The organism is Pseudomonas sp. MWU347, assembly GCF_017947305.1.
Classification (GTDB): Bacteria; Pseudomonadota; Gammaproteobacteria; order Pseudomonadales; family Pseudomonadaceae; genus Aquipseudomonas; species Aquipseudomonas putida_A.
The window spans coordinates 267599-293867 of the sequence record NZ_JAFGZB010000011.1 but is presented as its reverse complement, the minus strand read 5'-3'; the positions used below and the strand labels follow the sequence as shown (position 1 = coordinate 293867).

The 26269-nt window shown below is 58.5% G+C and carries 21 protein-coding genes and 1 pseudogene; 15 read left to right on the top strand and 7 right to left on the bottom strand.

Annotation, left to right across the window (positions count from 1 at the left end; all coding sequences use genetic code 11):
* The 3 genes and pseudogenes from KCG87_RS23390 to KCG87_RS23380 form a co-directional block, all read left to right on the top strand.
* A pseudogene (locus KCG87_RS23390) lies at positions 1-664 on the top strand (type VI secretion system tip protein VgrG); the annotation flags it as partial.
* Positions 661-3933: a hypothetical protein gene (locus KCG87_RS23385; protein WP_210558954.1), complete on the top strand. Its 3273-nt coding sequence runs from the start codon at positions 661-663 to the stop codon at positions 3931-3933. The pseudogene KCG87_RS23390 and the gene KCG87_RS23385, both read left to right, overlap by 4 nt.
* A 551-nt stretch (positions 3934-4484) precedes the next feature.
* Positions 4485-5156 (top strand): hypothetical protein, encoded by a 672-nt coding sequence (locus tag KCG87_RS23380; protein ID WP_134787553.1) that lies wholly within the window; start codon positions 4485-4487, stop codon positions 5154-5156.
* 9 nt (positions 5157-5165) lie between these two features.
* On the opposite strand, the gene KCG87_RS23375 is transcribed toward KCG87_RS23380, so the two are convergent.
* Positions 5166-5882, bottom strand: a complete 717-nt coding sequence (locus KCG87_RS23375; RefSeq protein WP_098967404.1) for a tellurite resistance TerB family protein — start codon at positions 5880-5882, stop codon at positions 5166-5168.
* Positions 5883-6059: 177 nt separating this feature from the next.
* Between KCG87_RS23375 and KCG87_RS23370 the strand changes: the two genes are divergently transcribed.
* The 8 genes from KCG87_RS23370 (at position 6060) to KCG87_RS23335 (ending at position 16124) form a co-directional block, all read left to right on the top strand.
* Entirely contained in the window at positions 6060-6974 is a 915-nt protein-coding gene (locus tag KCG87_RS23370) for a LysR family transcriptional regulator (RefSeq protein ID WP_007967749.1), read from the top strand.
* A gap of 130 nt (positions 6975-7104) precedes the next feature.
* Positions 7105-8562, top strand: a complete 1458-nt coding sequence (locus tag KCG87_RS23365; protein WP_210558957.1) for a gamma-aminobutyraldehyde dehydrogenase — start codon at positions 7105-7107, stop codon at positions 8560-8562.
* 83 nt (positions 8563-8645) lie between these two features.
* On the top strand, positions 8646-9797 hold the full coding sequence (gene ydcS, locus KCG87_RS23360; protein WP_096795797.1) for a putative ABC transporter substrate-binding protein YdcS: 1152 nt from the start codon (positions 8646-8648) through the stop codon (positions 9795-9797).
* A 252-nt stretch (positions 9798-10049) separates the two neighbouring features.
* Entirely contained in the window at positions 10050-11087 is a 1038-nt protein-coding gene (locus KCG87_RS23355; RefSeq protein ID WP_134785514.1) for an ABC transporter ATP-binding protein, read from the top strand.
* A 1-nt stretch (position 11088) separates the two neighbouring features.
* Positions 11089-12024 (top strand): ABC transporter permease, encoded by a 936-nt coding sequence (locus KCG87_RS23350; protein WP_045122310.1) that lies wholly within the window; start codon positions 11089-11091, stop codon positions 12022-12024.
* Positions 12014-12823: an ABC transporter permease gene (locus KCG87_RS23345; RefSeq protein WP_007967757.1), complete on the top strand. Its 810-nt coding sequence runs from the start codon at positions 12014-12016 to the stop codon at positions 12821-12823. Before KCG87_RS23350 ends, KCG87_RS23345 begins: the two co-directional genes overlap by 11 nt.
* A 172-nt stretch (positions 12824-12995) precedes the next feature.
* Positions 12996-14420: a gamma-aminobutyraldehyde dehydrogenase gene (locus tag KCG87_RS23340; protein WP_097086388.1), complete on the top strand. Its 1425-nt coding sequence runs from the start codon at positions 12996-12998 to the stop codon at positions 14418-14420.
* 219 nt (positions 14421-14639) lie between these two features.
* Positions 14640-16124, top strand: coding sequence for an amino acid permease (locus tag KCG87_RS23335; protein ID WP_210558953.1), 1485 nt, complete (start codon positions 14640-14642; stop codon positions 16122-16124).
* 75 nt (positions 16125-16199) lie between these two features.
* On the opposite strand, the gene KCG87_RS23330 is transcribed toward KCG87_RS23335, so the two are convergent.
* Positions 16200-16601: a type II toxin-antitoxin system VapC family toxin gene (locus tag KCG87_RS23330; RefSeq protein WP_103306411.1), complete on the bottom strand. Its 402-nt coding sequence runs from the start codon at positions 16599-16601 to the stop codon at positions 16200-16202.
* Positions 16601-16846 (bottom strand): type II toxin-antitoxin system PrlF family antitoxin, encoded by a 246-nt coding sequence (locus KCG87_RS23325; protein ID WP_082341390.1) that lies wholly within the window; start codon positions 16844-16846, stop codon positions 16601-16603. The genes KCG87_RS23330 and KCG87_RS23325 overlap by 1 nt, the downstream gene beginning before the upstream one ends.
* 419 nt (positions 16847-17265) lie before the next feature.
* Here KCG87_RS23325 and KCG87_RS23320 point away from each other — a divergent pair, with 419 nt between their 5' ends.
* Positions 17266-17778 carry a Bro-N domain-containing protein gene (locus tag KCG87_RS23320; RefSeq protein WP_210558952.1) on the top strand — a complete coding sequence of 171 codons (513 nt, stop codon included), beginning with the start codon at positions 17266-17268 and terminating at the stop codon, positions 17776-17778.
* 49 nt (positions 17779-17827) lie between these two features.
* Here the strand turns inward: KCG87_RS23320 and KCG87_RS23315 are convergent, their stop codons facing one another.
* Entirely contained in the window at positions 17828-18013 is a 186-nt protein-coding gene (locus tag KCG87_RS23315; RefSeq protein WP_003222012.1) for a hypothetical protein, read from the bottom strand.
* Between the two features lie 392 nt (positions 18014-18405).
* On the opposite strand from KCG87_RS23315, the gene KCG87_RS23310 reads away from it, so the two are divergent.
* Entirely contained in the window at positions 18406-20034 is a 1629-nt protein-coding gene (locus KCG87_RS23310; RefSeq protein WP_115988137.1) for a glucan biosynthesis protein D, read from the top strand.
* Positions 20035-20241: 207 nt separating this feature from the next.
* On the opposite strand, the gene KCG87_RS23305 is transcribed toward KCG87_RS23310, so the two are convergent.
* The 3 genes from KCG87_RS23305 to KCG87_RS23295 all read right to left on the bottom strand — a co-directional run bounded on the left by KCG87_RS23305 (position 20242) and on the right by KCG87_RS23295 (position 23924).
* The gene (locus tag KCG87_RS23305) at positions 20242-21348 is read right to left on the bottom strand and encodes an NADH:flavin oxidoreductase/NADH oxidase (protein ID WP_134785512.1); all 1107 of its coding nucleotides are present in this window, start codon (positions 21346-21348) and stop codon (positions 20242-20244) included.
* A 268-nt stretch (positions 21349-21616) separates the two neighbouring features.
* Positions 21617-23326, bottom strand: coding sequence for a single-stranded-DNA-specific exonuclease RecJ (gene recJ, locus KCG87_RS23300; protein ID WP_097086375.1), 1710 nt, complete (start codon positions 23324-23326; stop codon positions 21617-21619).
* A gap of 55 nt (positions 23327-23381) precedes the next feature.
* Positions 23382-23924, bottom strand: a complete 543-nt coding sequence (locus KCG87_RS23295) for a YaeQ family protein (RefSeq protein WP_003222001.1) — start codon at positions 23922-23924, stop codon at positions 23382-23384.
* Between the two features lie 146 nt (positions 23925-24070).
* Between KCG87_RS23295 and KCG87_RS23290 the strand changes: the two genes are divergently transcribed.
* Both KCG87_RS23290 and KCG87_RS23285 read left to right on the top strand, forming a co-directional pair.
* A complete protein-coding gene (locus KCG87_RS23290; protein ID WP_095138297.1) occupies positions 24071-25270 on the top strand; it encodes a CaiB/BaiF CoA-transferase family protein in 1200 nt (399 codons plus the stop codon).
* Complete coding sequence (locus KCG87_RS23285; protein WP_225137657.1) at positions 25218-26177, top strand: TIGR02285 family protein; 960 nt, start codon at positions 25218-25220, stop codon at positions 26175-26177. Before KCG87_RS23290 ends, KCG87_RS23285 begins: the two co-directional genes overlap by 53 nt.
* The last annotated feature ends 92 nt before the right edge of the window (positions 26178-26269 follow it).

Below are 26269 nucleotides of genomic sequence, written 5' to 3'. Positions count from 1 at the left end.
TCTGAGCTCGATGGGGGGCGGTGGCTACAACGAACTGCGCATCGAAGACAAGAAAGGTCAGGAGCAGATCTTCCTCCACGCCCAGCGCGACTGGGACGAAAACATCGAGCACGACCAGAAGATCCGCGTCGGCAACGAACGCCACGACACCGTCGAGCAAAACAGCTACACAGAATTCAAGGCCGAGGAACACCACACCGTCTACGAAGACCGCAAAGTCGAGGCCCGCGCCAACGATCACCTGACCGTGGGCGTGAATCAGCACATCAAGATCGGCACCGGTCAGTTCATTGATGCGGGGCAGGAGATTCATCTTGATAGTGGCACCAAAATCGTAATGGAAGCCGGTAGCGAACTGACCCTGATTGGCGGCGGCAGCTTCATCAAGATCGACGCCAGTGGCGTTACACTGAGCGGCCCGGTGATAGACATGAACTCCGGCGGCAGTCCAGTTAGCGGGACGGGAGCTGCAGCGGCACTGCCAGTGCCACCCAAGCCAGCAGATACCGCGCCGGTCGGACAACTCCTGGGCAACGCACCGCTAAATAAACCCGCCGCGAGAAATACCAGCGAAAAAGGTAAAGAGGCCCTCATCGTCGATGTGTGGGGCGATCCCGAATCAGGCAGCCAATTGCAATTGCTGGGGCCAGAGGACAAGGCATGAGTGAGTTCAAGGACAAGTCCATTAACGAAGGAACGCGTAAGAAGGTCGACTACGAGAATGATCAAAAATACCGGCTGGTGCTTAACGTAGAACGTATCGACGGCGGGCACCTGCAGATTCCCGTCATGGTGGACGCGAAAACCACTGAAGAACTGGACAGGTTCCAGAAAAATATTGTGCTTGCAGTCACACCTCTGGCCCGCCTGCCCGGCCACGACAAGCTCAATGAAACGCTGCAGGGCGGCGTGCCGCGGGTGGGTCGCGTCTATGTGTTCCAAAACAACAAGGTTTGGCGTGAACTCGTTACTGATGGTAAAGGGCAGTTGGCCGAAGTCGACCTGGTCCACTGGCGAAAAGTGGCGGATCAAAAAGGCAACGCCGATAAACGTGAGCCAGTAGGCGTCAATCAGCAGTTGATCCTGGTACCGATGATGCTCGACGGCCGCTTTTTGGGTCGACAATTCAGCATGGCTTTTAGTGAAGTTTCCTGGACGTGGGAATACATCACCTGGCTGGAAGAAGACCCGAGCCGAATAAGGGCCCGCAGCCAAAATATGGCCTCCGCCTGGGCAGCAACAGCGGGTGAGACGACGATCTGGAAACCCACATCAATTCACCCCGCGACACCGATCGCAAAACTGACCAAAGGCCTGCGTTCACGCGACTTCAGCATTGAAGCGGCTATGGAAGATCCTGCACAGTTCACGCCGGACTTCGCAGCCTTCAAACCCGATGCGCTAATCGTGAAGCTGCAAAAGCGCAAAGAAGAGCTCGCTCAAAAAATAAAACACGCGCCACCGCCGGCTCTACCGACCCTGGAGGCTGGAGAGGATTTGCTGACCCAAAACGGACTGCGTGGTTACCCGCATCTGATTGGGATGATTCTCGACGATCCGCTATACGAAGTGCGCCACGCGACGACGCAAATTCGCGAATGTGTTGATTATCTGCAGACTCTGAATGCTCTTGTTCCCCATCAGCAACATGGACAATATGCTCAGGTTTTGTACAGCACGCTCGAAGGGCCATTGGCCGACTTAAAAGACAAGGTCGATTTGCCCAAATTGCAGAGTGTCGTATTTGAAGAGGAGCGAAAAAAATGTCGAGAGCAATTGGCCGCAAGACTGGCTCGCCTTATTGAAATAACTGACAGAAAAGTGCACACAGTCCTTCTTGACTGGTGCTATAGAAATGATGAGGGCCTCTTAGAGCCTTACAGTTTAATGACCGAAATACTTGAGGCGCTCAATCAGTTACCTGATCGTTGCGATGCAATGTATACCGGTGAAGGATACAAAGAGATTACTACGTCCGCAAATCGCATTTGCGAGGCCATATTGAAAGGTGAGCACCCGCTTGGCTCACTGTTATTAGCAAAAAACCAGGAACAGCTTCCAGAGACGATAAAACGAATTATCAAACTTCGAAAAACAGCCCAAGCGCCCGACCCAGCATTGACCGGGCTGAGTACTTTGATCCTGACATCCACGTTGACCGGAGCAGTGGATCAGCCAAGTGCGGGGAAGGGTTTCGTTTATTTTCTCGCTGACTTATTCGATAACTTTGGCGCAAGTGTAGTCGCGCAAATTGGCCGACTATCTCAAAACGCCTCAAAAATTCAGCTTGATCGTATATTCACGCCCGCATTTTCTACACTCTCAGTGCTACTGCCAAAAGTAGCAACTATAAAACTGATGCAACAAGGCCAAGCGCTCGCACAGGATTATGTTGTTATTGGTGTACAAGGCGCTGATTTGCGCGGTGGAATCACTGAAGTCGAACGTCAGGCACTAACCAGAAAAAGTTATCGCTATGCGACGTTGCATAATCAATCAGGTGGAATTTTAGGTAGCACAAGTCCACGAATCGGCGCCTCCTCACGACCAAGCCTGCGTAACTTAACCGTAATTGCAATACCCAAGGACCACCCGGACCTGGCAAGTTACAGCGCCTTTCGCGTACAAATGAGTTCAGCTACGCAAGCTTTAGAGAAAAACAAAACAATACCAACACTCATGGTTGCGTTTGCAACATATAATATTTGGGCACAGATAAAAGCCTATAAAGACCTCAACAGTAGTGATGAGACCCTTCGAGGAAGCGCAGGGATAGCCAGCGCAACACTGGATTTATCTGCAGCGCTGGGAAGCCACAGCAAGCTACTACTCGGTTCAACGATGGAGCAAAAGTTAACCAAGCCGCGATTTGACATAGCGAAAATCTCCACAAACTGGGCAAAGAATCTAAAAAACCAGACGGGCAGTTCAAAACTACCATTACTTCGTTCGGTAGGCGGTATCGCAACCCTTGGAGGTGCGGTACTGGGCGGATGGGACAGTTACCGATCCTTCAGTCAGGGCGATACTGATGCCGCCGCAGCGTATGGAGTTGTTGCAGTTGGCAGCGGCTTGTGGGGCGCTTATGGATTAGGTCTGGTTGTAAATCCATACATCTTGCTCGCTGGCGTGTTAATGACTATCGGCGGCACAATTGCTGCGAATATATTCACTGACAGCGATACTGAAATAATCGTAAAAAAAGGCCCTTTTGGGATTCAATTTGCCGAGGCAGGAATGTTGGACAGCCTCATTGGCAAGAGTGATATTTTTACCCATTTAAAAGACCAGAAAATAGCTTATCAGCAACTTCTGGGCATCATCGGGAGACCCCAGATATTTGTTGAGCGCTTATCGCAATGGCGCAAAAAGGCGCCAGCGGCTCATCGAATCGCATTACAAAACGCAGATAACAATCGGTCAAAAAAGCCTGACTCGGCACTGGAATGCGTGCTTCCTGAAAAGCAACTGCTGAATGACAATGACTGGGCTGTAGTTTTGAGCTCGCCTCTACTCGCAATGTTTGAAAATGATAAAAAGTTCCGATTGATCGTACAAGAATTCCAAAGCAAATTAGAGAAGTCTGGATTATTAGCGGTCAAACGGTATCACCGTGTACCGGCGACGAATCCAAAGATCTCTGCCTTACCACTCGATGCGACCAGTGTACTGTACATTCTGTCACCTAGCCTTCCCGTCGTGCACCTTAATCCACTGCAACGCTATAGCTTCGACATGACGGAGGGGCTTAAAATCAGCGCGCAATTTGAACTCAGCGTTAACGAAACAGAAGATATTTTAGTGCTGCCTCAACCTAGCCCAAAAAAATGGAAAGCATTTACTTCTAAAGATCGCCAAACACCTTCGGATAAAATTCCAGCCGAGGACGCACCAGCTTATTGGCAGATTGAGATAATCGAGTCTAAAGTATGATTACAGAAAGAGATACGACTTATACGATTGGAGCATATCGAAGCGATAGCAAAAAACCTTTGCCACCACCTCGCTGGCGGGAAGATGCAAACCGGACCGGAATGTTTAACACTCATCTCGCATTTGGCAATTACGCCAATTTAGAACCGGAGGTGGAAGTCAGCTCTCAACTTGAAGCGATCAGACTCTCTGACTCGGATAAAAAAATCGATAACGTCATAGAATCCTATTGCAGTCATGAACGCTGGAAGTTTCAGAACTCCAGCAAAGCCACCCATTTTTTCTTCGTACTTAAGCTCATCAGCTATTCGTTCATCTGGGCGCCTTGGGTTTTGGGGGTCTTTGGTTCTATAGGCACAGAGTTAGGATATGGCAACCCTGGCACCGCAGGAGGAGCGATCATTGGTATTTCAACTGCCATTTTGATGCTCTCCTCTCTCGTGTTATTCATGACGGGAAATAAATTTCTTCACCACATGCAAATATTGGGATTTGTAGCCGGTGCAATTGCTACCTATTGGATAAAAGACTCATTATTCAGTGCAAACTCTATGTGTATCGCCCTATGGGCGGGCGCCTTTCTGTATTTCGTAGCGTCCCTTGGTACCGACGCACTGCTGTGGATTCATAGCAAAATCAGCACACACGATGGCAGCGAATTCAATCGAACTGACGGCATGCTCAGGTTCAAAAGGCGTTTCCGAAAGTTATTCGTTGCCCCGTTTGAAGAGTTCGACCCAGTGCTTCAGCTGCTTCCTAATGGCTTCGGCTCCCATGACTATGCGCTGTGGTTAAATCACCGCTATACGGATAATAAAATTTGCTTGGCCACCAAGGTTCACTCGCTCGGGCTGGATCAGGCCAACGCACTCGCTTTCTGGGACTGCCTGCAGCGCTACATGGATGTAACGCAGCCATTGCCCGACTTGCCTGTGCTTGAGCAAAGCCGCCATCTTGATCCCGTAACTGCAGCCTACGATGTGAAAACAGGCCGCAACCCAAGACGATGGAGAGATCAGTCGGAAAAGGGATGGATCACAGGTGGTCTGAAGACTCTGTCCAAGCAGTTACATGAGTATCCATGGCAAAAGGAAGCTTGCATTGTCAAAGCGCGTATCGATCCATTGTTGACGATTGAGGCGTATTACCGCGCTCAAGAAGCGAAAGGCATCGTTGCTACTCCGAAGGCCGATGATTTTGATGATGTTCATCGGCCTGGATGAGGTATCAATTCACAACTGTCGCACCTGCTTCTCCAACTCCACCTTCAACCCCGGCTCCAGCTTCAACTGCTTCGCCAGTTCATCCAGGTAGCTCTTCTCCATAAAGCTCTCCTCGTCCACCAGCATCACACTGGCGATGTACATCTCCGCCGCCATCTCCGGCGTACTCGCAGCACGGGCGACGTCGGTGGGGTCGAGGGGTTTGTTAAGTTCGGCGTGCAGCCAGTGTTGCAGTTCCTGATCGTTGTCGAGTTTGGTGAACTCGCCCTCGATCAACTGGCGTTCGCGATCATCGATGTGGCCGTCAGCCTTGGCGGCGGCGACCAGTGCTTTGAGAATCGCCTGGCTGTGCTGCTCGGCTTGCGCCGGTGGCAGACGATCCAGGGTTTGCGGTTCGGTTTGTGGGGCGGTGCCTTTCTGGGCGTTCCAGTTGCCGTAAGCCTTATAGGCCAGCACACCAAGGGCAGCGAGGCCACCGTAGACCGCAACCTTGCCGCCGACCTTGCGCGCCTTTTTGCTGCCGAGCAGCAGGCCCATGGCCCCGGCCGCCAGAGCACCACCGCCTGCCCCCGAGAGCAGGCCGCCCAGCGCACCGGAGCCTGAAGACCCACCCAGCAAACCGCCCAGCCCGCCAGCCGCGGGTTTGTTCTGCGCGCCACCGGCCTTGTTCTGCAAAAGATCCTGGCCAGACTTGAGTAGTTGATCGAGCAATCCACGGGTGTTCATGTTCCGCCTCCAAAACAGGGCTTATCCGGATCTATCAGGCCCTCAGCCTAGTTCGAAAGTGCCCCGCCCCTGCTTGCGAGTGTGCTTCCAGATGTTGCTCCGCCTGCAGCAGCCCTTCGTGAAAATAGATATACACTCAGGCCAATCTATAAAAACCGCCCACCGGGTACCCTCCTCATGATGACCCTGCGTCAGATCCGTCACTTCATCGCGGTGGCCGAGACCGGCTCGATTTCCGCCGCTGCGCAAACCGCGTTTATTTCCCAATCGACCCTGACCCTGGCCATTCAGCAGCTGGAAGAGGAAATCGGCGTCAGCCTGTTCAGCCGCCACGCCAAGGGCATGACCCTGACTCACCAGGGCCACCAGTTCCTGCGGCAGGCGCACCTGATTCTGGCCACGGTGGACAACGCCAAGCGCAGCCTGCAACAGAGCACCGATCAGGTCGCCGGTCAGTTGATTGTCGGCGTGACCAGCCTGGTCGCCGGTTATTACCTCGCCGATTTGCTGACCCGGTTCCAGCGCGCCTATCCCAACGTCGAGATTCGGGTGATGGAGGACGAGCGGCCGTACATCGAGCATTTGCTGGTCAGCGGCGAAATCGATGTCGGCGTGCTGATCCTCTCCAACCTCGAAGACCGCCACGCCCTGCAGACCGAAGTGCTGACCCACTCGCCGCACCGTCTGTGGCTGCCGGCCCAACATCCGCTGCTGGAACACGACAGCATCAACCTCGCCGACGTCGCTCGCGAGCCGCTGATTCAACTGAATGTTGATGAAATGGATCGCAACGCCCAAAGACTTTGGCGCGGCGCCGGGCTGCAACCGAAGATCACTCTCAGAACCGCATCCACCGAAGCCGTGCGAAGTCTGGTGGCGGCAGGTCTGGGTGTATCAATCCAGCCGGACATGACTTATCGCCCATGGTCACTGGAGGGCGACATCATCGAAGCGCGGCCGATTGCCGACCTCAACCAGACCCTCGATGTCGGTCTGGCCTGGCGCCGTGGGACCGCGCGCCCTGCCCTGGTTGATCCATTTCTGACCGTAGCCCGCGAGCAGCCGCACGGCGGACGCAAGCCATCTATTTAATCGAATGCCACCTTCAGTATTTAGAATTTGTCGACCTCGGAGCCGCGCACTAGTCTTGCTGCATCTATAAGGCGGTCGGCTCCCGGGCACGGGAGCCACAATGACCACACAAGAAAAGAGATCGCGGAAAATGGCTGGCGTGCAGACCCCGATGTGTACCGCGTTGCTGATCGACGGCGAACTGGTCGCCGGGCAGGGTTTTGTCGAACCGATCCTCAACCCGGCCAGCGGTGAAATCCTCACCCACATCGCCGAGGCCAGCACCGAGCAGGTCGAAACCGCGATCCTCGCCGCCCACCGTGCCTTTGCCGAATGGTCGCGCACCACGCCGCAACAACGTTCCAGTCTGCTGCTGGACATCGCCAACGCCGTCGAAAAACACGCCGATTACCTCGCTCGCCTCGAAGCGCTGAACTGCGGCAAGCCGCTGCACCTGGCGCGGCAGGACGATCTGACCGCCACCGTCGACGTGTTCCGCTTCTTCGCTGGTGCCGTGCGCTGCCAGACCGGTCAGCTCAGTGGCGAGTACCTGCCGGGTTACACCAGCATGGTGCGTCGCGATCCGATTGGCGTGGTGGCGTCGATTGCCCCGTGGAACTACCCGATCATGATGGCCGCGTGGAAAATCGCCCCGGCCCTCGCCGCCGGCAATACGCTGGTGTTCAAGCCGTCGGAACACACACCGCTGTCGATCCTCGCACTGGCGCCAGCACTCGCCGAGATCCTGCCGCGCGGGGTGATCAACATCATCTGCGGCGGCGGTGAAGGCGTCGGCAGCCATCTGGTCGGTCACGCCAAGGTGCGCATGGTCTCGCTGACCGGCGATATCGTCACCGGGCAGAAAATCCTCCAGGCCGCGGCGAAAACCCTGAAACGCACACACCTGGAACTCGGCGGCAAAGCCCCAGTGATTGTCTGCAACGACGCGGATATTCAAGCGGTGGTCGACGGCGTGCGCACCTACGGTTACTACAACGCCGGGCAGGACTGCACCGCCGCGTGCCGGATCTACGCGCAAGCCGGCATTCACGACAAACTGGTCGCCGAGCTCGGCGCGGCGGTCAGCAGCCTGCGCTTCGCCGGCAAACGCGATGCCGACAACGAGATCGGCCCGCTGATCAGCACCCGCCAGCGCGACCGCGTCGCCAGTTTCGTGGAGCGTGCGCTCGGCCAGCCGCACATCGAGCGCGTGACCGGCGCGGCGGTGCATTCCGGCGCCGGGTTCTTCTACCAGCCGACGTTGCTGGCCGGTTGCAAGCAGACTGATGAAATCGTCCAGCGCGAAGTGTTCGGCCCGGTGGTCACCGTGACCCGCTTCGACGAACTCGCGCAAGCCGTGGACTGGGCCAACGACTCCGAATACGGCCTCGCCTCGTCGGTGTGGACGCAGAATCTGGACAAGGCAATGCAGGTCGCCGCCCGCTTGCAGTACGGCTGCACCTGGATCAATAGCCATTTCATGCTGGTCAGCGAAATGCCCCACGGCGGGCTGAAACGTTCGGGTTACGGCAAAGACTTATCCAGTGACTCGCTGCAGGACTACAGCGTGGTGCGGCACATCATGGCCCGCCACGGCCAGCATCTCTGACTACGCTAATAACAAGCCGCCAACGGCATGCTTCACCGCGTTCACAACTGCCCCGACCATAATTTAAAGAAGAGGGTTCAACCATGTTCGTGCACAAGACCGCACTGCTCAGTGCAATCACCACAGCCCTGCTGGCCAGCGCCAGCCTGCAAGCTGCCGAGCCGCTGAAGGCGGTGGGCGCCGGCGAGGGTCAGCTGGATATTGTCGCCTGGCCGGGCTACATCGAACGTGGCGAGAGCGACAAGGCTTACGACTGGGTGAGCGGTTTCGAGAAAGAAACCGGCTGCAAGGTCAACGTCAAGACCGCCGCGACCTCCGACGAGATGGTCAGCCTGATGGCCAAGGGTGGTTACGATCTGGTCACCGCTTCGGGCGATGCCTCGTTGCGCCTGATCGTCGGCAAGCGTGTGCAACCGATCAACACCGCGTTGATCCCGAACTGGAAAACCCTCGACCCACGGCTGAAAGATGCGCCGTGGTACGTGGTCAACAACCAGACCTACGGCACCCCGTATCAGTGGGGCCCGAACGTGCTGATGTACAACACCAACGTGTTCAAGACGCCGCCGACCAGCTGGAACGTACTGTTCGACGCGCAGAATTTCCCCGACGGCAAACCGAACAAGGGCCGCGTGCAGGCTTATGACGGCCCGATCTACATCGCCGATGCGGCGCTGTACCTGAAGACCGCCAAACCTGAGCTGGGGATCAAGGATCCGTATCAACTCACCGAAGCGCAGTACAAGGCCGTGCTCGATCTGCTGCGCGCGCAGCAGCCATTGATTCACCGTTACTGGCACGACACCACGGTACAGATGAGCGACTTCAAGAACGAAGGCGTGGTGGCGTCGAGCGCGTGGCCGTATCAGGTCAACGGCCTGATCAACGAGAAACAGCCGATCGCTTCGACCATTCCGAAAGAAGGCGCCACCGGTTGGGCCGACACCACCATGCTGCACGCCGAGGCCAAGCACCCGAACTGCGCCTACAAGTGGATGGACTGGTCACTGCAGCCGAAAGTCCAGGGTGACGTGGCGGCGTGGTTCGGTTCGCTGCCAGCCGTGCCCGCGGCGTGCAAGGAGAGCGAACTGCTCGGCGCCGAGGGTTGCAAGACCAATGGCTTCGACCAGTTCGACAAGATCGCCTTCTGGAAAACCCCGCAGGCCGAGGGCGGCAAGTTTGTGCCTTATAGCCGCTGGACTCAGGATTACATTGCGATCATGGGCGGCAGGTAAGCCCGAGAGCAACTTGGTCTAACTCCCTTTCCCCCTCTCCCCCCTGGGGGAGAGGGCTGGGGTGAGGGGGTGGCTTTTGACTTTGCTCTTGATTGAAGGGCGACGGCCAATGAGGCCACCCTCACCCCCCGCCCTCTCCCGGAGGGAGAGGGAGCTAAAAGCGGATCGCATTCACCGTTAGATGTTTCAGTTTTTTCAGAAGTCCAGGCGAGGACCGCTGCGACGGCCCACGCCTTTTTGGAGCACCGCACCATGACGCTTGCAGTCCAGTTCACCAACGTTTCCCGGCAGTTCGGCGAGGTGAAGGCCGTTGACCGGGTTTCCATCGACATCCAGGACGGCGAGTTCTTTTCCATGCTCGGCCCTTCCGGCTCGGGCAAGACCACCTGCCTGCGCCTGATCGCCGGTTTCGAACAACCGAGCGCCGGCTCGATCCGCATTCACGGCGCCGAAGCGGCCGGTCTGCCGCCGTATCAACGTGATGTAAACACGGTATTCCAGGATTACGCACTGTTCCCGCACATGAACGTGCTGGACAACGTCGCCTACGGTTTGAAGGTCAAAGGCGTGAGCAAAACCGAACGCCACAAGCGCGCCGAAGAGGCGTTGGACATGGTCGCCCTCGGTGGCTACGGCGCACGCAAACCGGTGCAGTTGTCCGGCGGTCAGCGCCAGCGTGTCGCCCTCGCCCGCGCCTTGGTCAATCGCCCACGGGTGCTGTTGCTTGATGAGCCGTTGGGCGCCCTCGACCTGAAACTGCGCGAGCAGATGCAGAGTGAACTGAAGAAGCTGCAACGCCAGCTCGGCATCACTTTCATCTTCGTCACTCACGACCAGACCGAAGCACTGTCGATGTCCGACCGCGTGGCGGTGTTCAATAAGGGCCGCATCGAACAGGTCGACACCCCGCGCAATCTGTACATGAAACCCACCACCACCTTCGTCGCCGAATTCGTCGGTACTTCGAACGTGATTCGTGGCGATCTGGCGCGTCAGCTCAGCGGGCATCCGCAGCCGTTTTCGATTCGCCCGGAACACGTGCGTTTCGCCGAAGGTCCGCTCGCCAGCCATGAAATCGAAGTCAGCGGTCTGCTCCACGACATCCAGTATCAGGGCAGCGCCACGCGCTATGAACTGACGTTGGAAAACGGCCAGACCCTGAGCATCAGCCACGCCAACAATCAGTGGATCGACAGCAGCGCGCAGCACCAGACCGGCCAGCGCCTGAGCGCACGCTGGGCGCGGGAAGCGATGATCCCGCTGCACGACACCGTGGCGAGCGGGGTGTGAAATGAGCACGCTCGCGATGACTCAAGCACCGCCCCTGCGCCGGTTTTCCAACCTGCTCTATCGCAAGCCGAATCTTTATCTGTCGCTGCTGCTGGTGCCGCCGTTGCTGTGGTTCGGCGCGATCTATCTCGGCTCGTTGCTGGTGCTGTTGTGGCAGGGTTTCTACACCTTCGACGACTTCACCATGGCAGTCACCCCTGACCTGACGCTGGCGAATTTTGCCGCGCTGTTTCAGCCGTCGAACTTCGACATCATCCTGCGCACGCTGAGCATGGCCATCGTCGTGTCGATCGCCAGCGCCATCGTCGCGTTCCCGATTGCCTACTACATGGCGCGCTACACCACGGGCAAGACCAAGGCGTTTTTCTACATCGCGGTGATGATGCCGATGTGGGCCAGTTACATCGTCAAGGCCTACGCCTGGACGCTGCTGCTGGCCAAGGGCGGCGTCGCGCAATGGTTCGTCCAGCATCTGGGGCTGGAGCCGGTGTTGCAGTTCATTCTGGGGATTCCCGGGGTGGGTGGCAGCACCTTGTCGACCTCGCATCTGGGGCGGTTCATGGTGTTCGTCTACATCTGGCTGCCGTTCATGATCTTGCCGATTCAGGCCTCGCTGGAGCGCTTGCCGCCGTCGCTGTTGCAGGCCTCAGCCGACCTTGGCGCCAAGCCGCGTCAGACCTTCATGCAAGTGATTCTGCCGCTGTCGATTCCCGGAATTGCTGCCGGCTCGATCTTCACCTTTTCGCTGACCCTGGGCGATTTCATCGTGCCGCAATTGGTCGGACCGCCGGGCTATTTCGTCGGCAGCATGGTGTATGCGCAGCAAGGTGCGATCGGCAACATGCCGATGGCGGCGGCGTTCACCTTGGTACCGATTGTGTTGATCGCGGTTTACCTGTCCATCGTCAAACGTCTGGGGGCCTTCGATGCACTCTGAAAAGGCTTCATTAGGTTTGCGTATTGCAGCCTGGGGCGGGTTGGTGTTTCTGCACTTCCCGATCCTGATCATCTTTCTATACGCCTTCAACACCGAGGAAGCGGCGTTCAGCTTTCCGCCGAAGGGCTTCACCTTGCACTGGTTCAGCGTGGCGTTTTCGCGGCCGGATGTTTTGGAGGCGATCAAGCTCTCATTGCAGATCGCAGCCATCGCCACGTTGATCGCGATGGTGCTCGGTACGCTGGCTTCGGCAGCGTTGTACCGCCGCGATTTCTTCGGCAAGCAGGGCATTTCGCTGATGCTGATTTTGCCGATCGCGCTGCCGGGGATCATCACCGGGATCGCGCTGCTGGCGACGTTCAAGACACTGGGGATCGAGCCGGGGATGTTCACCATCATCGTTGGTCACGCGACGTTCTGCGTGGTGATCGTCTACAACAACGTCATCGCCCGTCTGCGGCGTACTTCGCACAGTTTGATCGAAGCCTCGATGGATCTGGGTGCCGATGGTTGGCAGACCTTCCGCTACATCATCCTGCCGAACCTCGGCTCGGCGCTGTTGGCCGGCGGCATGCTCGCCTTTGCGCTGTCGTTCGACGAAATCATCGTCACCACGTTCACCGCCGGGCATGAGCGCACGTTGCCGTTGTGGCTGCTCAACCAGCTCAGCCGCCCACGGGATGTGCCGGTGACCAACGTCGTCGCCATGCTGGTGATGATGGTGACCATGCTGCCGATTCTCGGCGCGTATTACCTGACCCGGGGTGGCGAGAGTGTCGCGGGCAGTGGTGGGAAATAACCGAATAACTGAAGAAACTGGATCGAAATGTGGGAGCGGGCTTGCTCGCGAAGAGGCAATCAAATTCAGCATTGATGTCGGCTGACCCACCGCTTTCGCGAGCAAGCCCGCTCCCACAATGGAACCCGGTTTCTTCAGAAAAATAACAATTGCTTCGAAGAGGACAACAGACATGCAAACCAGACTCTTGATCAACGGCCACCTGGTCAACGGCGAAGGACCGGCCCAACCGGTGCTCAACCCGGCGCTCGGCAGCATACTGGTGGAGATCAACGAAGCCTCCGAGGCCCAGGTCGACGCCGCCGTGCGCGCCGCCGACAACGCCTTCGCCGAGTGGTCGCAAACCACGCCGAAAGACCGTTCGCTGCTGCTGCTCAAACTCGCCGACGCCATCGAAGCCCATGGCGAGGAACTGGCGAAACTCGAATCCGACAACTGCGGCAAACCCTACAGCGCCGCACTGAACGACGAGATCCCGGCGATTGCCGACGTGTTCCGTTTCTTCGCTGGCGCCAGCCGTTGCATGAGCGGTTCGGCCGGTGGCGAATACCTGCCCGGCCATACTTCGATGATCCGCCGCGACCCGGTGGGCGTGATCGCCTCCATCGCGCCGTGGAACTACCCGTTGATGATGGTCGCCTGGAAAATCGCCCCGGCCCTCGCTGCCGGTAATACCGTGGTGCTCAAGCCGTCGGAACAAACCCCGCTGACCGCGTTGCGTCTGGCCGAACTGGCGTCGGAAATCTTCCCGGCCGGTGTACTCAATCTGGTATTCGGTCGCGGTCCTAGCGTCGGCAGCCCGTTGGTCACGCATCCGAAAGTACGCATGGTCTCGCTGACCGGCTCCATCGCCACCGGCTCGAACATCATTTCCAGCACCGCCGACAGCGTCAAACGCATGCACATGGAGCTGGGTGGCAAGGCGCCGGTGATCATCTTCGACGACGCCGACATCGATGCCGCCGTCGAAGGCATCCGCACCTTCGGTTTCTACAACGCCGGACAGGACTGCACTGCCGCGTGCCGGATCTATGCGCAGCAAGGCATTTACGACAAGTTTGTCGAGAAGCTCGGCGCGGCGGTGAGCAGCATCAAGTACGGCTTGCAGGATGATCCATCGACCGAACTGGGGCCGCTGATCACCGCGCAGCATCGCGACCGCGTCGCCGCGTTCGTCGAGCGCGCCGTAGCACAGTCGCACATTCGCTTGATCACCGGTGGCAAGGCTGTGGAAGGCGACGGTTTCTTCTTCGAGCCGACGGTGCTGGCCGACGCGCAACAGGATGACGAGATCGTCCGCCGCGAAGTGTTCGGGCCGGTGGTGTCAGTAACCAAATTCACCGATGAAGCGCAGGCGCTGGAGTGGGCCAACGATTCGGACTACGGCCTCGCCTCCTCGGTATGGACGGCGGATGTCGGACGCGCCCATCGCTTGTCCGCACGGTTGCAGTACGGCTGCACCTGGGTCAACACACACTTCATGCTGGTCAGCGAAATGCCCCATGGCGGGCAGAAATTGTCCGGCTACGGCAAGGACATGTCCATGTATGGGCTGGAGGACTACACCACGGTTCGGCATGTGATGTTCAAGCACTAAGCCTTTAAAAGCTTCGCGAACAAGCCCGCTCCCACACGGGGACGCATTCCAAGGTGGGAGCGGGCTTGCTCGCGAAGGCGTCACCTCGGTTTCAGGAAGAAAACCGGCATTACGCACCACCAGGATCCCAAAACAATAACTACCGACCCGGGCGGCGCCCACAAAGCCCCGCCACGGCTTCGGCCATCCGAAATCTGCCGATTTCCCGGAGCAAAACACATGAGTGCCTCACCCGAACTCTCGGCCGCCGTTGCCGACAGCGATGCCGAACAACTGCGCAAACTCGGCTACACCTCGAACTTCAACCGCAGCATGAGCCTGTGGGAAAACTTCGCTTTAGGGTTCACCTATCTGTCACCGGTCGTGGGGGTTTATACCCTGTTCGGCCTGTGCCTCGCGGCCGGCGGGCCACCGATGTTCTGGGCTTACTTGCTGGTCGGTTGCGGCCAGTTGCTGGTGTGCCTGATCTTCGGCGAAGTGGTCTCGCAGTTCCCGATTTCCGGTGGCGTTTATCCGTGGGCGCGGCGTCTGGTCGGCAAGAAATGGGCGTGGATGGTCGGCTGGATTTACTCCATCGCCCTGTGCGTGACCATTGCGGCGGTGGCTGTCGGTGCCGGCCCGTATCTGGCGGCGATGCTCGGGTTTGAGCCGAGCAACAACACCAACATCGTCATCGCACTGGTGCTGACCCTGTTCGCCACGCTGGTCAATCTGAGCGGCACCAAAGTGCTGGCGCGCATCGCCATGTTCGGCTTCCTCTGCGAACTGGTCGGCGCGGTGATCGTCGGCGTGTACCTGCTGATCTTCGAACGTCACCAACCGCTGAGCGTGCTGTTCAACACCTTCGACATCAGCGTTGATGGCTCATACCTGCCGGCGTTCCTCACCGCTTCGCTGGCCGGGATGTTCCTCTACTACGGCTTCGAGGCCTGCGGCGACGTTGCCGAAGAAACCCCGAACCCCAGCGCCAAAATCCCGGTGGCCATGCGCATGACCATCTACATCGGCGGCATCGCGGCGATGTTCGCCTGCCTGGCGCTGATCCTCGCCGTGCCGGACATGCAAGCGGTGATCAACGGCACCGACAAGGACCCGGTCACCACCATCCTCAACAACGCCTTCGGCCCGATCGGTTCGAAAGTGGTGATGGGCGTGGTGATGATTTCCTTCATCTCCTGCGTCATCAGCCTGCAGGCTGCGGCGAGTCGTCTGCTGTACTCCTACGCTCGCGATGAAATGGTCATCGGCAGCCGACTGCTGAAAAAGATTTCTCCTACCACTCAGGTGCCCGTTGCCGCGCTGTTCGTGTCCGGCGTCCTGCCCGCCCTGATCATCGCCCTCGGCTTCTTCCTGCAAGACGCCGTGGCCACCATCGTCAGCTTCGCCGCCATCGGCATTTACCTCGCGTTCCAGATGATCGTGCTGGCTGCTTTGTATGCGCGGATGAAAGGCTGGAAACCCAGCGGCAAATTCACCCTCGGCGCCTGGGGCTGGCCAGTGAACATCGGCGCGCTGGTGTATGGCGTCGGCGCAATCATCAACATGGCCTGGCCGCGTACGCCGGATGCGGCTTGGTATGTGAACTATGCGATGGTGCTTAGCACTGCGATCGTGATTGGTTTGGGGCTGATTTACATGTGGATTGGCAAGCCGTATGACCATGGCAAGGCGCCGGCTGGGGATGCGTGGAAGGTGAGTCGATAAAGCAGAATCGCCCCGGTAGATTCATTGTTACCGGGGCGATTTGCGAGACCGCACGTCGTGTAGCAATCCATAAGCTCAGGACGGCGTTATCAATTCGACTGAAGGGAAATAATTGCGGTAACGCTTGGAGTCTCTTGTCAACAAGGGCAATTTTTTAACGGCCGCATGTGCTCCGATGAAAAAATCCGCCAGAACATTATGCTTTCCACCGCCAACCTTCCGATACTTCACGAAGGCCTTACCAGCTAAAAACAGTGCGGGTCTGGGAATGTCCTGCATGACCAATCCCAGTTGATTCACTACTCCGTCCAATGCCTCAAACGTCGAAAATGTCTGTGATAGCTCTGCATAAACTATCGGATTGATAGCTAACTCATGGATCAGTGATTGAGCACGAAGTTGCTGAATCGACCAATCGGCCCAGACCGGATCGTCTTCGAGCACATCAATCAACACATTCGTATCGACCAGCACCATCAATCATCCCCTCGGAGCAAGGCCATTAAATCATCGGTTCGCCATTTGATATCGGCTTTGCCCCTTACGGCATCAAATCGATCAGGAGCTCGCGCTTTTCCCGATTCGCGCTTAGCACTATGCAGAACCACTTCGCCATGATCGTTGACGCTGAACTCAATGGCCGAGCCCGGCGTAAGATGCAAAGCATCACGAATTGGCTTGGGAATTGTGACTTGCCCCTTGCTGGTCATGGTCGTCGACATGTCATACCCCTAAAGTATTACTCAATGGAACAACGTATTACTTGATCGAGATATCCGCAACCGCCGCTTATCGCAGGATTATTTTTACCGTATTGCAGGCCTCGACCTCTTAGCCCTGATGGCACCCATGCAGTTCATTCCGTGGACCCAAATAGATAAAGGAAAAACTAAGGCTTGGGCGGTCGGTTGCTGCTGACACTACAAAATCAGGCATTTCCTACAGATACTGCCTTCAGAAATAAGCCCGCTTTCCTACAGAAGGTATCGATAGAGCCGACTTGGCGTCTTGGGTGGCTAGCCGATAGGCTTTCTCTCGGCGGCGAAATCAGCGGCCCGGTGTCGGAGCCGGAGTAAATATCAAAACGGCGTGACCGCACTCATTTGAGTGGCGGCTCTATTCTCAACATTGGAGTCGACAAATGCCTAACCACGTCCAAAATCTTTCTGAAAGTTCTGACTTCTTCACCCCCACAATCTTCACCCGCCACAACCGCTTCCTCCACGCCTTCATGCAAGACCACGAAGCCTGGTTCTGTGTTCAGGATCTCGGTCGTCTGATGGGCTATCCGCTGAACGAACGCCTCACCCTGAAACTCGATCCCGACCAGCGTCGCCATGTCCTCCTGCGTCGGGACGGCGAAATCATCGATTGCGCGATGGTCAGCGAGTCCGGCCTGTTCGCCCTGCTCGTCCATCACTTCGTCCCGGAAAACCGACACCTGCGCCAATGGCTGAGCCATGAAGTCATCCCGATGCTGCGCGAAACTCAATCAAGCCCTGTGGAAAACCACCCGAGCTTGAGCTCAATGCATTGGGCAGGCGTTACCGTACCGCTGCTGCACTGGCAACAGCAGGCGTGGGTCAAATGGCGGGATGTGCCGGAGTTGATACGCGGCCAGCGGCCGTATCCAGTCCTGGGAACGTGTAGCTGATCCAAATAAAAAAGGGCGGACCTTTCAGTCCGCCCCTTTTTATTTCCACTCAAAACCGCGAAACACTCCGCATCGCATCCACCAGATACCGCATCGCTATCCGGTCACTCTCCGACAACTCGCGATAACGCTCCACCAGCTTCAGCTCTTCAGAACTCAAACGACGCCTTCTACGGCCGCTGCCGAGGCAGGGGAAGATGCCGAGCATTTCGGCGATACCTTGTATTTTTGCCATGGACGATGTCCTTCAATACTTCAAAGAATTGCTAAACCACCACATCGCCCTGCCCCTTACAGCAGCGCCGTGTGCCCTACCGGTCAACACCGGTCATGCCCATAGAATAGAAATTAAATCGGCGCTGAAAAGCGGTTTTTAGAGTAATTAGTCGAAAAAAGCAGATATGCCGCATAAATCAGAACGCCCTGTCAGATTTTTAACCGACATGTCTTGTTTCATTGACACTCTGTCACTGTGAATCAACGAATTTTGCTCGGCGAGCGAACCGTTTAAGCTAGCCGGCATCTGTTTATAGTCCGTTGCGTTTGGCCGAAGGCTTGTCCGAACCGTAATTTCTGATCCAGCACGTGCCAGGAACGGCGCGGGATTGCTCACGACAGGTTGTATTTATGCACCGCAGGAATTTGCTCAAAGCGTCGATGGCCATTGCGGCTTACACCGGTCTCTCGGCTTCCGGCCTGCTGGCCGCCCGTGCCTGGGCAGCCAATGGTGGCGCCGCCGATGGCGAGGCCCAGGCTTTCGACTTCGAAGCGCTCAAGCGTCAGGCCAAGCAACTGGCCGGCTCGGCCTATCAGGACACTAAACAGGTGCTGCCGCCGACCCTGGCGACCATGACCCCGCAGAATTTCAACGCGATCCGCTACGACGGCGATCATTCGCTGTGGAAAGAGAACAAGGGTCAGCTGGACGTGCAGTTCTTCCACGTCGGTATGGGTTTCCGTCAACCGGTGCGCATGTACAGCGTCGATCCGAAGACCCGCACCGCCCGCGAAGTGCATTTCCGCCCGACGCTGTTCAATTACGAGAACACCTCAGTCGACACCCAGCAGCTCAAGGGCGACTTGGGGTTTGCCGGCTTCAAGCTGTTCAAGGCGCCGGAGCTGGATCGCCATGACGTGGTGTCGTTCCTCGGCGCCAGTTATTTCCGCGCGGTGGATGCGACTGGCCAATATGGCCTCTCCGCTCGCGGCCTGGCCGTCGACACCTACGCGAAAAAGCGCGAAGAATTCCCGGACTTCACTAAATTCTGGTTCGAGACCCCGGATCAGAACGCCACGCGTTTTGTGGTCTATGCGCTGCTCGACTCGCCGAGCGCCACCGGTGCCTACCGCTTCGACATCGATTGCCAGGCCGAGCGCGTGGTGATGGAGATCGACGCCCACATCAACGCGCGTACCGCCATCGAACAACTGGGCATCGCGCCGATGACCAGCATGTTCAGCTGCGGCACCCACGAACGCCGCATGTGCGACACCATCCACCCGCAGATTCACGACTCCGATCGCCTGGCGATGTGGCGCGGCAACGGCGAGTGGATCTGCCGTCCGCTGAACAACCCGGCGACCCTGCAGTTCAACGCGTTCGCCGACACCGATCCGAAGGGCTTCGGTCTGGTGCAGACCGACCACGAGTTCGCCAACTATCAGGACACCGTTGACTGGTACAGCAAACGCCCGAGCCTGTGGGTCGAGCCTACAACCGCGTGGGGCGAAGGCTCCATCGATCTGCTGGAAATTCCTACCACCGGCGAAACCCTCGATAACATCGTCGCGTTCTGGACGCCGAAGAAGCCAGTGGCCGCCGGCGACTCGCTGAACTATGGCTACAAGCTCTACTGGAGCGCCCTGCCACCGGTCGGCACGCCGCTGGCGCGGGTGCATGCGACCCGGTCGGGTATGGGTGGATTCGTCGAAGGCTGGGCACCAGGCGAGCATTACCCGCCGGTCTGGGCCCGTCGTTTTGCCGTGGACTTCACCGGTGGCGGCCTCGATCGCCTGCCGCAGGGCACCGGGATCGAACCGGTGGTCACCTGCTCCAACGGCAAGGTGCAGGACTTCAGCGTGCTGGTGCTCGATGACATCAAGGGTTACCGGATCCTGTTCGACTGGTACCCGACCAGCGACAGCGTCGACCCGGTGGAACTGCGCCTGTTCATCCGCACCAATGACCGCACATTGAGCGAGACCTGGTTGTACCAGTACTTCCCGCCGGCGCCGGACAAGCGTAAATACCCTTGAGGGTTATGTAGCGCCTGACCTGGCCTCTTCGCGAGCTGGCTCACTCCTACAGGGGGATCTATCGTTCACAAAATGAGTGTTCGACGCAGATCAACTGTAGGAGTGAGCCTGCTCGCGATAGCGTTCGACCAGGCAGCGCAACGACAACCAGACAAAACAAAGCCCCGGCCATCACTGACCGGGGCTTTTTGCTTTACCGCAACCGACTCAATCGCGCAAGTCAGACTCGTGAATCGGCTGATCACGATGGGTCGCGCGCTGATACTGCGCAGGCCATACCGCTTTGCGCCCACCCAGATCATCGTCGGCATGCAGCGGCCAGTACGGGTCACGCAGCAGCTCGCGGGCGAGGAAGATGATGTCGGCCTGACAGGTGCGCAGAATGTGCTCAGCCTGCGCCGGCTCGGTAATCATGCCGACGGTGCCGGTGGCGATGCCTGACTCCTTGCGCACCCGTTCGGCGAAGCGCGTCTGATAACCCGGCCCCACAGGAATCTCGGCGTTGGCGGCGGTACCACCGGAAGAGACGTCGATCAGATCCGCTCCCAATGCCTTGAGGCGGCGCGCCAGTTCCACGGTTTCATCCGGGTTCCAGCCGTCTTCGACCCAGTCGGTGGCCGAAACCCGGACAAACACCGGCAACTCTTGTGGCCAGACCTCGCGCACGGCCTCGGTGACTTGCAGCACCAGCCGAATACGGTTTTCGAACGAACCACCGTATTGATCGCGGCGCTGATTGCTCAATGGCGACAGAAACTGATGCAGCAGATAACCATGGGCGGCATGCACCTCGACCACGCTGAAACCTGCGGTCAACGCACGTTTGGCCGCAGCGACGAAGGCCTGGATGACTTCGGCGATTTGCCCTTCATCCAGCTGTTTCGGTTGCGTGTGCTGCGGGTCGAAGGCAATCGGCGACGGCCCGACCGGGGTCCAGCCGCCATCCTCCGGCTTGACGCTACCGTGTTTGCCGATCCATGGCCGATGGGTGCTGGCCTTGCGCCCGGCATGAGCCAGTTGAATGCCGGCGACAGCGCCCTGAGCCGTAATGAAACGGGTGATGCGTTGCAGCGGTTCGATCTGTTCGTCGTTCCACAAACCGAGGTCTTCGGCGGTGATCCGCCCGTCGGCGGTGACCGCCGTGGCCTCGGTGAAAATCAGTCCGGCACCGCCCACCGCGCGGCTGCCCAGGTGCACCAGATGCCAGTCGTTGGCCAGACCGTCGACGCTGGAATACTGGCACATCGGCGAGACGGCGATGCGATTGGGCAGGGTCAGTTGGCGAAGGGTAAAGGGTTCGAGCAGCAGACTCATGGGGCACCTCTCAAATCAGTGGGCAGGCTCCAGGGTTCTGTTTGAAAAGTCGACGAGTGACAGGAAAAGGTGCAGCACCCGCCCCCGCGGGCAAAAAATTCGACAAGACGTCACAAGGCCAATCAAGCAGTGCTTAGAGCCTAGTCGACAACCGGGGATGAGGGAGGGTTCAGAGTAATTCTGTGTGTGAAAGAGCGCCTTCGCGAGCAAGCCCGCTCCCACAAAGACAACACCGTGCCTGTGGGAGCGAGCCTGCTCGCGAATGGCGTCAGCGCGGTTCGATGTGGGCAATCATCAGTTGCACCGTCTCGTTGCCCCGAAATTCGTTGACGTCGAGTTTGTAGGCCAGCTCGACCCACTGAATGGTCGGGTTCGGCCAGACATCGCGGTCAATACCAAAGGCAATGCCATCCAGCTTCACCGACCCGCACTCGCTTTTCAGCACCACTTTCAGGTGCCGCTCGCCGACCACCCGTTGCTCGACCAACTGGAACACGCCATGGAACAGCGGCTCCGGGAAGTGCTGGCCCCAAGGCCCGGCATGGCGCAGGGCGCGGGCCAGTTCCAGATGGAATTCCTCGACCGCCAGCGTGCCATCCGAAAGCATGCGCCCGGTCAGGTCCTCCTCACGAAGTTGCCGACGCACTTCGGCATCGAAAGCTTCGGCGAACAGCGGAAAATTCTCTTGCGGCAAAGTCAGACCGGCCGCCATCGCGTGGCCACCGTACTTGGCAATCAGGTTCGGATGCTGCGCCGCCACCACGCTCAAAGCATCGCGAATGTGGAAACCCTGCACCGAACGCCCCGAGCCCTTGAGCAGCCCGTCGCCAGCATCGGCGAAGGCAATGGTCGGGCGGAAATAACGCTCTTTCATCCGCGAGGCGAGAATGCCGATCACGCCCTGATGCCACTCTGGATCGAACAGGCACAGGCCGAACGGCATCGATTCCACCGGCAAGTCCTTGAGCTGGGCCAGCGCCTCGCGCTGCATGCCCTGCTCGATGGATTTGCGATCCTGATTCATGCCATCCAGTTGCGCGGCCATTTCCCGCGCCAGATTGGCGTCGGCGGTGAGCAGGCATTCGATCCCGAGGCTCATGTCGTCCAGGCGCCCCGCCGCGTTCAGGCGCGGGCCGACGATAAATCCAAGGTCGGTGGAAGTGATTCGCGCCGCGTCACGCTTGGCCACTTCAAGAATTGCCTTGATCCCCGGTCGTGCACGCCCGGCGCGAATCCGCTCGAGGCCCTGATGCACCAGAATCCGGTTGTTGGCATCCAGCGGCACCACGTCGGCAACGCTGCCCAGCGCCACCAGATCCAGCAGTTCGCCGATGTTCGGCTGCGGCTTGCTCTCGTACCAGCCGAGACTGCGCAGGCGTGCACGCAAGGCCATCAACACGTAGAAAATCACCCCGACCCCGGCCAGCGCCTTGCTCGGAAACTCGCAGCCGGGCTGGTTCGGGTTGACCAACGCATCGGCCAGCGGCAGTTCATCGCCGGGCAAGTGGTGGTCGGTGATCAACACCTTGAGCCCGGCCTTCTTCGCCGCCGCCACGCCTTCGACGCTGGAGATGCCGTTGTCGACGGTGATCAGCAACTGCGGTTCGCGGGTCAGGGCGACTTCGACGATTTCCGGGGTCAGGCCATAGCCGTATTCGAAGCGGTTCGGCACCAGATAATCGACATGCGCCGCGCCCAGCAGACGCAAGCCAAGCACGCCGACCGTACTGGCCGTCGCGCCATCGGCGTCGAAGTCACCGACGATCAGAATCCGCTGACGCTGCTCCAGCGCCGTCACCAGCAGATCCACCGCTGCCTCGATGCCCTTGAGCTGCTGGAACGGAATCAGCCGCGCCAGACTTTTATCCAGCTCCGCCTCGGATTGCACGCCCCGCGCCGCGTACAAACGGGTCAGCAAAGGTGGCAGGTCACCGAGAAACGGCAGCGTGGCAGGCAACGGTCGAGGATCAATACGCATGGGCTAACGGAAACTTCTCTTGAATACGTGGGATTAATCAGTAAGCGGCGCAGGATCAGCCGCGTTCACCGGCCAGCCATTCCAGCTGGACTTCGTGCTGACCACGGTCGTCAGTGACGAAGATCGTGCCTTCGCTGATCATCACGTCCCACTTGATGACGCGCGGCATGTCCTTGGCCAGGGTTTCCAGTACTTCCTGCGGCACGGCGGCGATGTTGACGTTTTTCAGGTTCTTCGCCACCGGCACCACTTTGCCTTCCCACACGCGCAGACTGCCATAGGCCAGCAGACTGGTGCGTTCGGTGCGACGCGAGCACCAGGTCAGACGATCGGCGTCCGGCTGGCCAACTTCGATCCAGTGCAGAACGCGGTCATCCAGGCTTTTTTCCCACAGCGCTGGTTCATCCACGTCCGACAGACCACGGCCAAACGACAGCAGTTCGTTGTACCAGAGCGCGTAGGCCAGCAGCCGCACGGTCATGCGCTCTTCGGTTTCCGAAGGGTGACGGGCGATGGTCTGCTTGACGCTCTCGTAGACGCTACGGTCGAGGTCGGTGAGGTTCAGTTCGAATTTGTACGTGGTAGACGGCTGGGCCATGAACGGGCTTCTTGATACGAGGAAAGTCGGCAAGTCTAACCGATGCCGTAGGCAATCATCGAATTGATGGCGATCAACCTGCGGCGTCTGACAGCCGGCTATGTTAAAACGCTGTATCCGCTCAGCCTTGTCCTACAGGATTCAGTATGCCGTTCGCCAACAAACCGCTCAGCGGTGTGAAAGTCATTGAATTGGGTACGTTGATTGCCGGGCCGTTTGCCTCGCGCATTTGCGGCGAGTTCGGCGCCGAAGTGATCAAGATCGAATCGCCCGACGGCGGTGATCCGCTGCGCAAGTGGCGCAAATTGTATGAAGGCACCTCGCTGTGGTGGTTCGTCCAGGCGCGCAACAAGAAGTCGCTGACGCTGAACCTCAAGCACCCCGAGGGCCTGGCGATCCTGAAAAAACTGCTGGGCGAAGCCGACATCCTGATCGAAAACTTTCGCCCCGGCGTGCTGGAAAAACTCGGGCTGAGCTGGGAAACCCTGCACGCGCTGAATCCGAAACTGGTGATGGTGCGCCTCTCCGGTTTCGGCCAGACCGGGCCGATGAAGGATCAACCGGGCTTCGGCGCGGTCGGCGAGTCCATGGGCGGTTTGCGCTACATCACCGGCTTCGAAGACCGGCCACCGGTGCGCACCGGAATCTCCATCGGCGATTCGATTGCCGCGTTGTGGGGCGTGATCGGCGCGCTGATGGCGCTGCGTCATCGTGAGGTCAACGGCGGTCTCGGCCAGGTAGTCGATGTCGCGTTGTACGAGGCGATTTTCGCCATGATGGAAAGCATGGTGCCGGAGTTCGACGTGTTCGGCTTCATCCGCGAGCGCACCGGCAACATCATGCCGGGCATCACGCCGTCATCGATCCACACCAGTGCCGACGGCAAGCACGTGCAGATTGGCGCCAATGGCGACGCAATCTTCAAGCGCTTCATGCTGATCATCGGCCGCGAGGATCTGGCCAACGACCCGACACTGGCGAGCAACGACGGTCGCGACAGTCGCCGCGACGAGTTGTATGGCGTGATCGACCGCTGGGTCAATTCGCTGCCGCTGCAAAGCGTGCTCGACCTGCTCAATCAGGCGGAAGTGCCGGCTAGCCGGATCTTCAGTGCCGAGGACATGTTCAGCGATCCGCAGTACCTCGCCCGGGAAATGTTCCTGCAGGCGAAGCTGCCGGACGGCAAGCCTTTCAAGATGCCGGGCATCGTGCCGAAACTCTCTGAGACACCGGGCACTTCCGAATGGGTCGGGCCGCAGCTCGGTGAACACAATGCGCAGGTACTGCACGATCTTGGCTACGACGAACAGCAGATCGCCCGGTTGCGCGCAGACGGAGCTATCTAAGCTGAAACATCGGCAGACATCGGACGCCAACCGCGCCCACCACTGGTGGACGTGGCGGCTGTTCGGCCTGTTGTTTCTGCTCGCCCTGCCCGCCTGGGCGCAAGCGAAACCCACGCTGGTCTGGTTGCTGCGCGACCTGCCGCCCCTGACCATCTTCGAAGGCCCGAAAAAGGGCCAGGGCGTCATCGATCAACTGATGCCGATGCTGATCGCCGGCATGCCGCAATACGAACACACGCTGATGCGGGTCAATCGCGCCCGCGGCATGCAGATGCTGCACGAGCCGTCCTTCACCTGCGATCCGTCGCTGATCTGGAGCAAGGAGCGCACGCAATGGATCACTTTCTCTATCCCGGCGTTTCGCGCTGTCAGTAATGGTCTGGTGGTGCGTCAGAAAGATCGCGACGTACTGGCGCCGTACCTGATCGACGGTGAAGTCGATCTGCCGGCATTTCTGGCCAATGGCGAGATCAAGGTCGGAGTCGTCGCGGAACGCAGTTACGGCGAGTATCTCGACAGTCTGCTCAAGCAGGCTCCCGGCGGTGCGTTGACGCCGCATTATGGCAACGACGCCCTGAGCAGCCTGCTGTCGATGCAGCGCCTGGGGCGTCTGCAAGTGGTGCTGGGTTACTGGCCGGAGATCCGCTATCAGGCGCAGCAGGCGCAAATTGCCGAAGACGAACTGGTGTTCTTTCCGATTCGTGGCACCGGCAAGTATCTGTCTGGCTTTGTCGGGTGTTCCGATACTCCTCAGGGCCGTCAGGCGATCAGCGAGATCAACCAACTGCTGCGGACCCTGCCCCACGAGCAACTGAACCAGTCGTATGCCGACTGGCTGGACCCCGAAATGCGCACGGATTATCTGCAACAGGCGCGGATTTTTTTCGAGCAACAGGCCACGCAGTAAAACCTGCGGGCAAAAAGAAACCCCGAGCAGTGGGGAGACAACTCGGGGTTAAACGCGGTCTGCTTAAAGACCCGTAGCAGCAAGCGACAAGC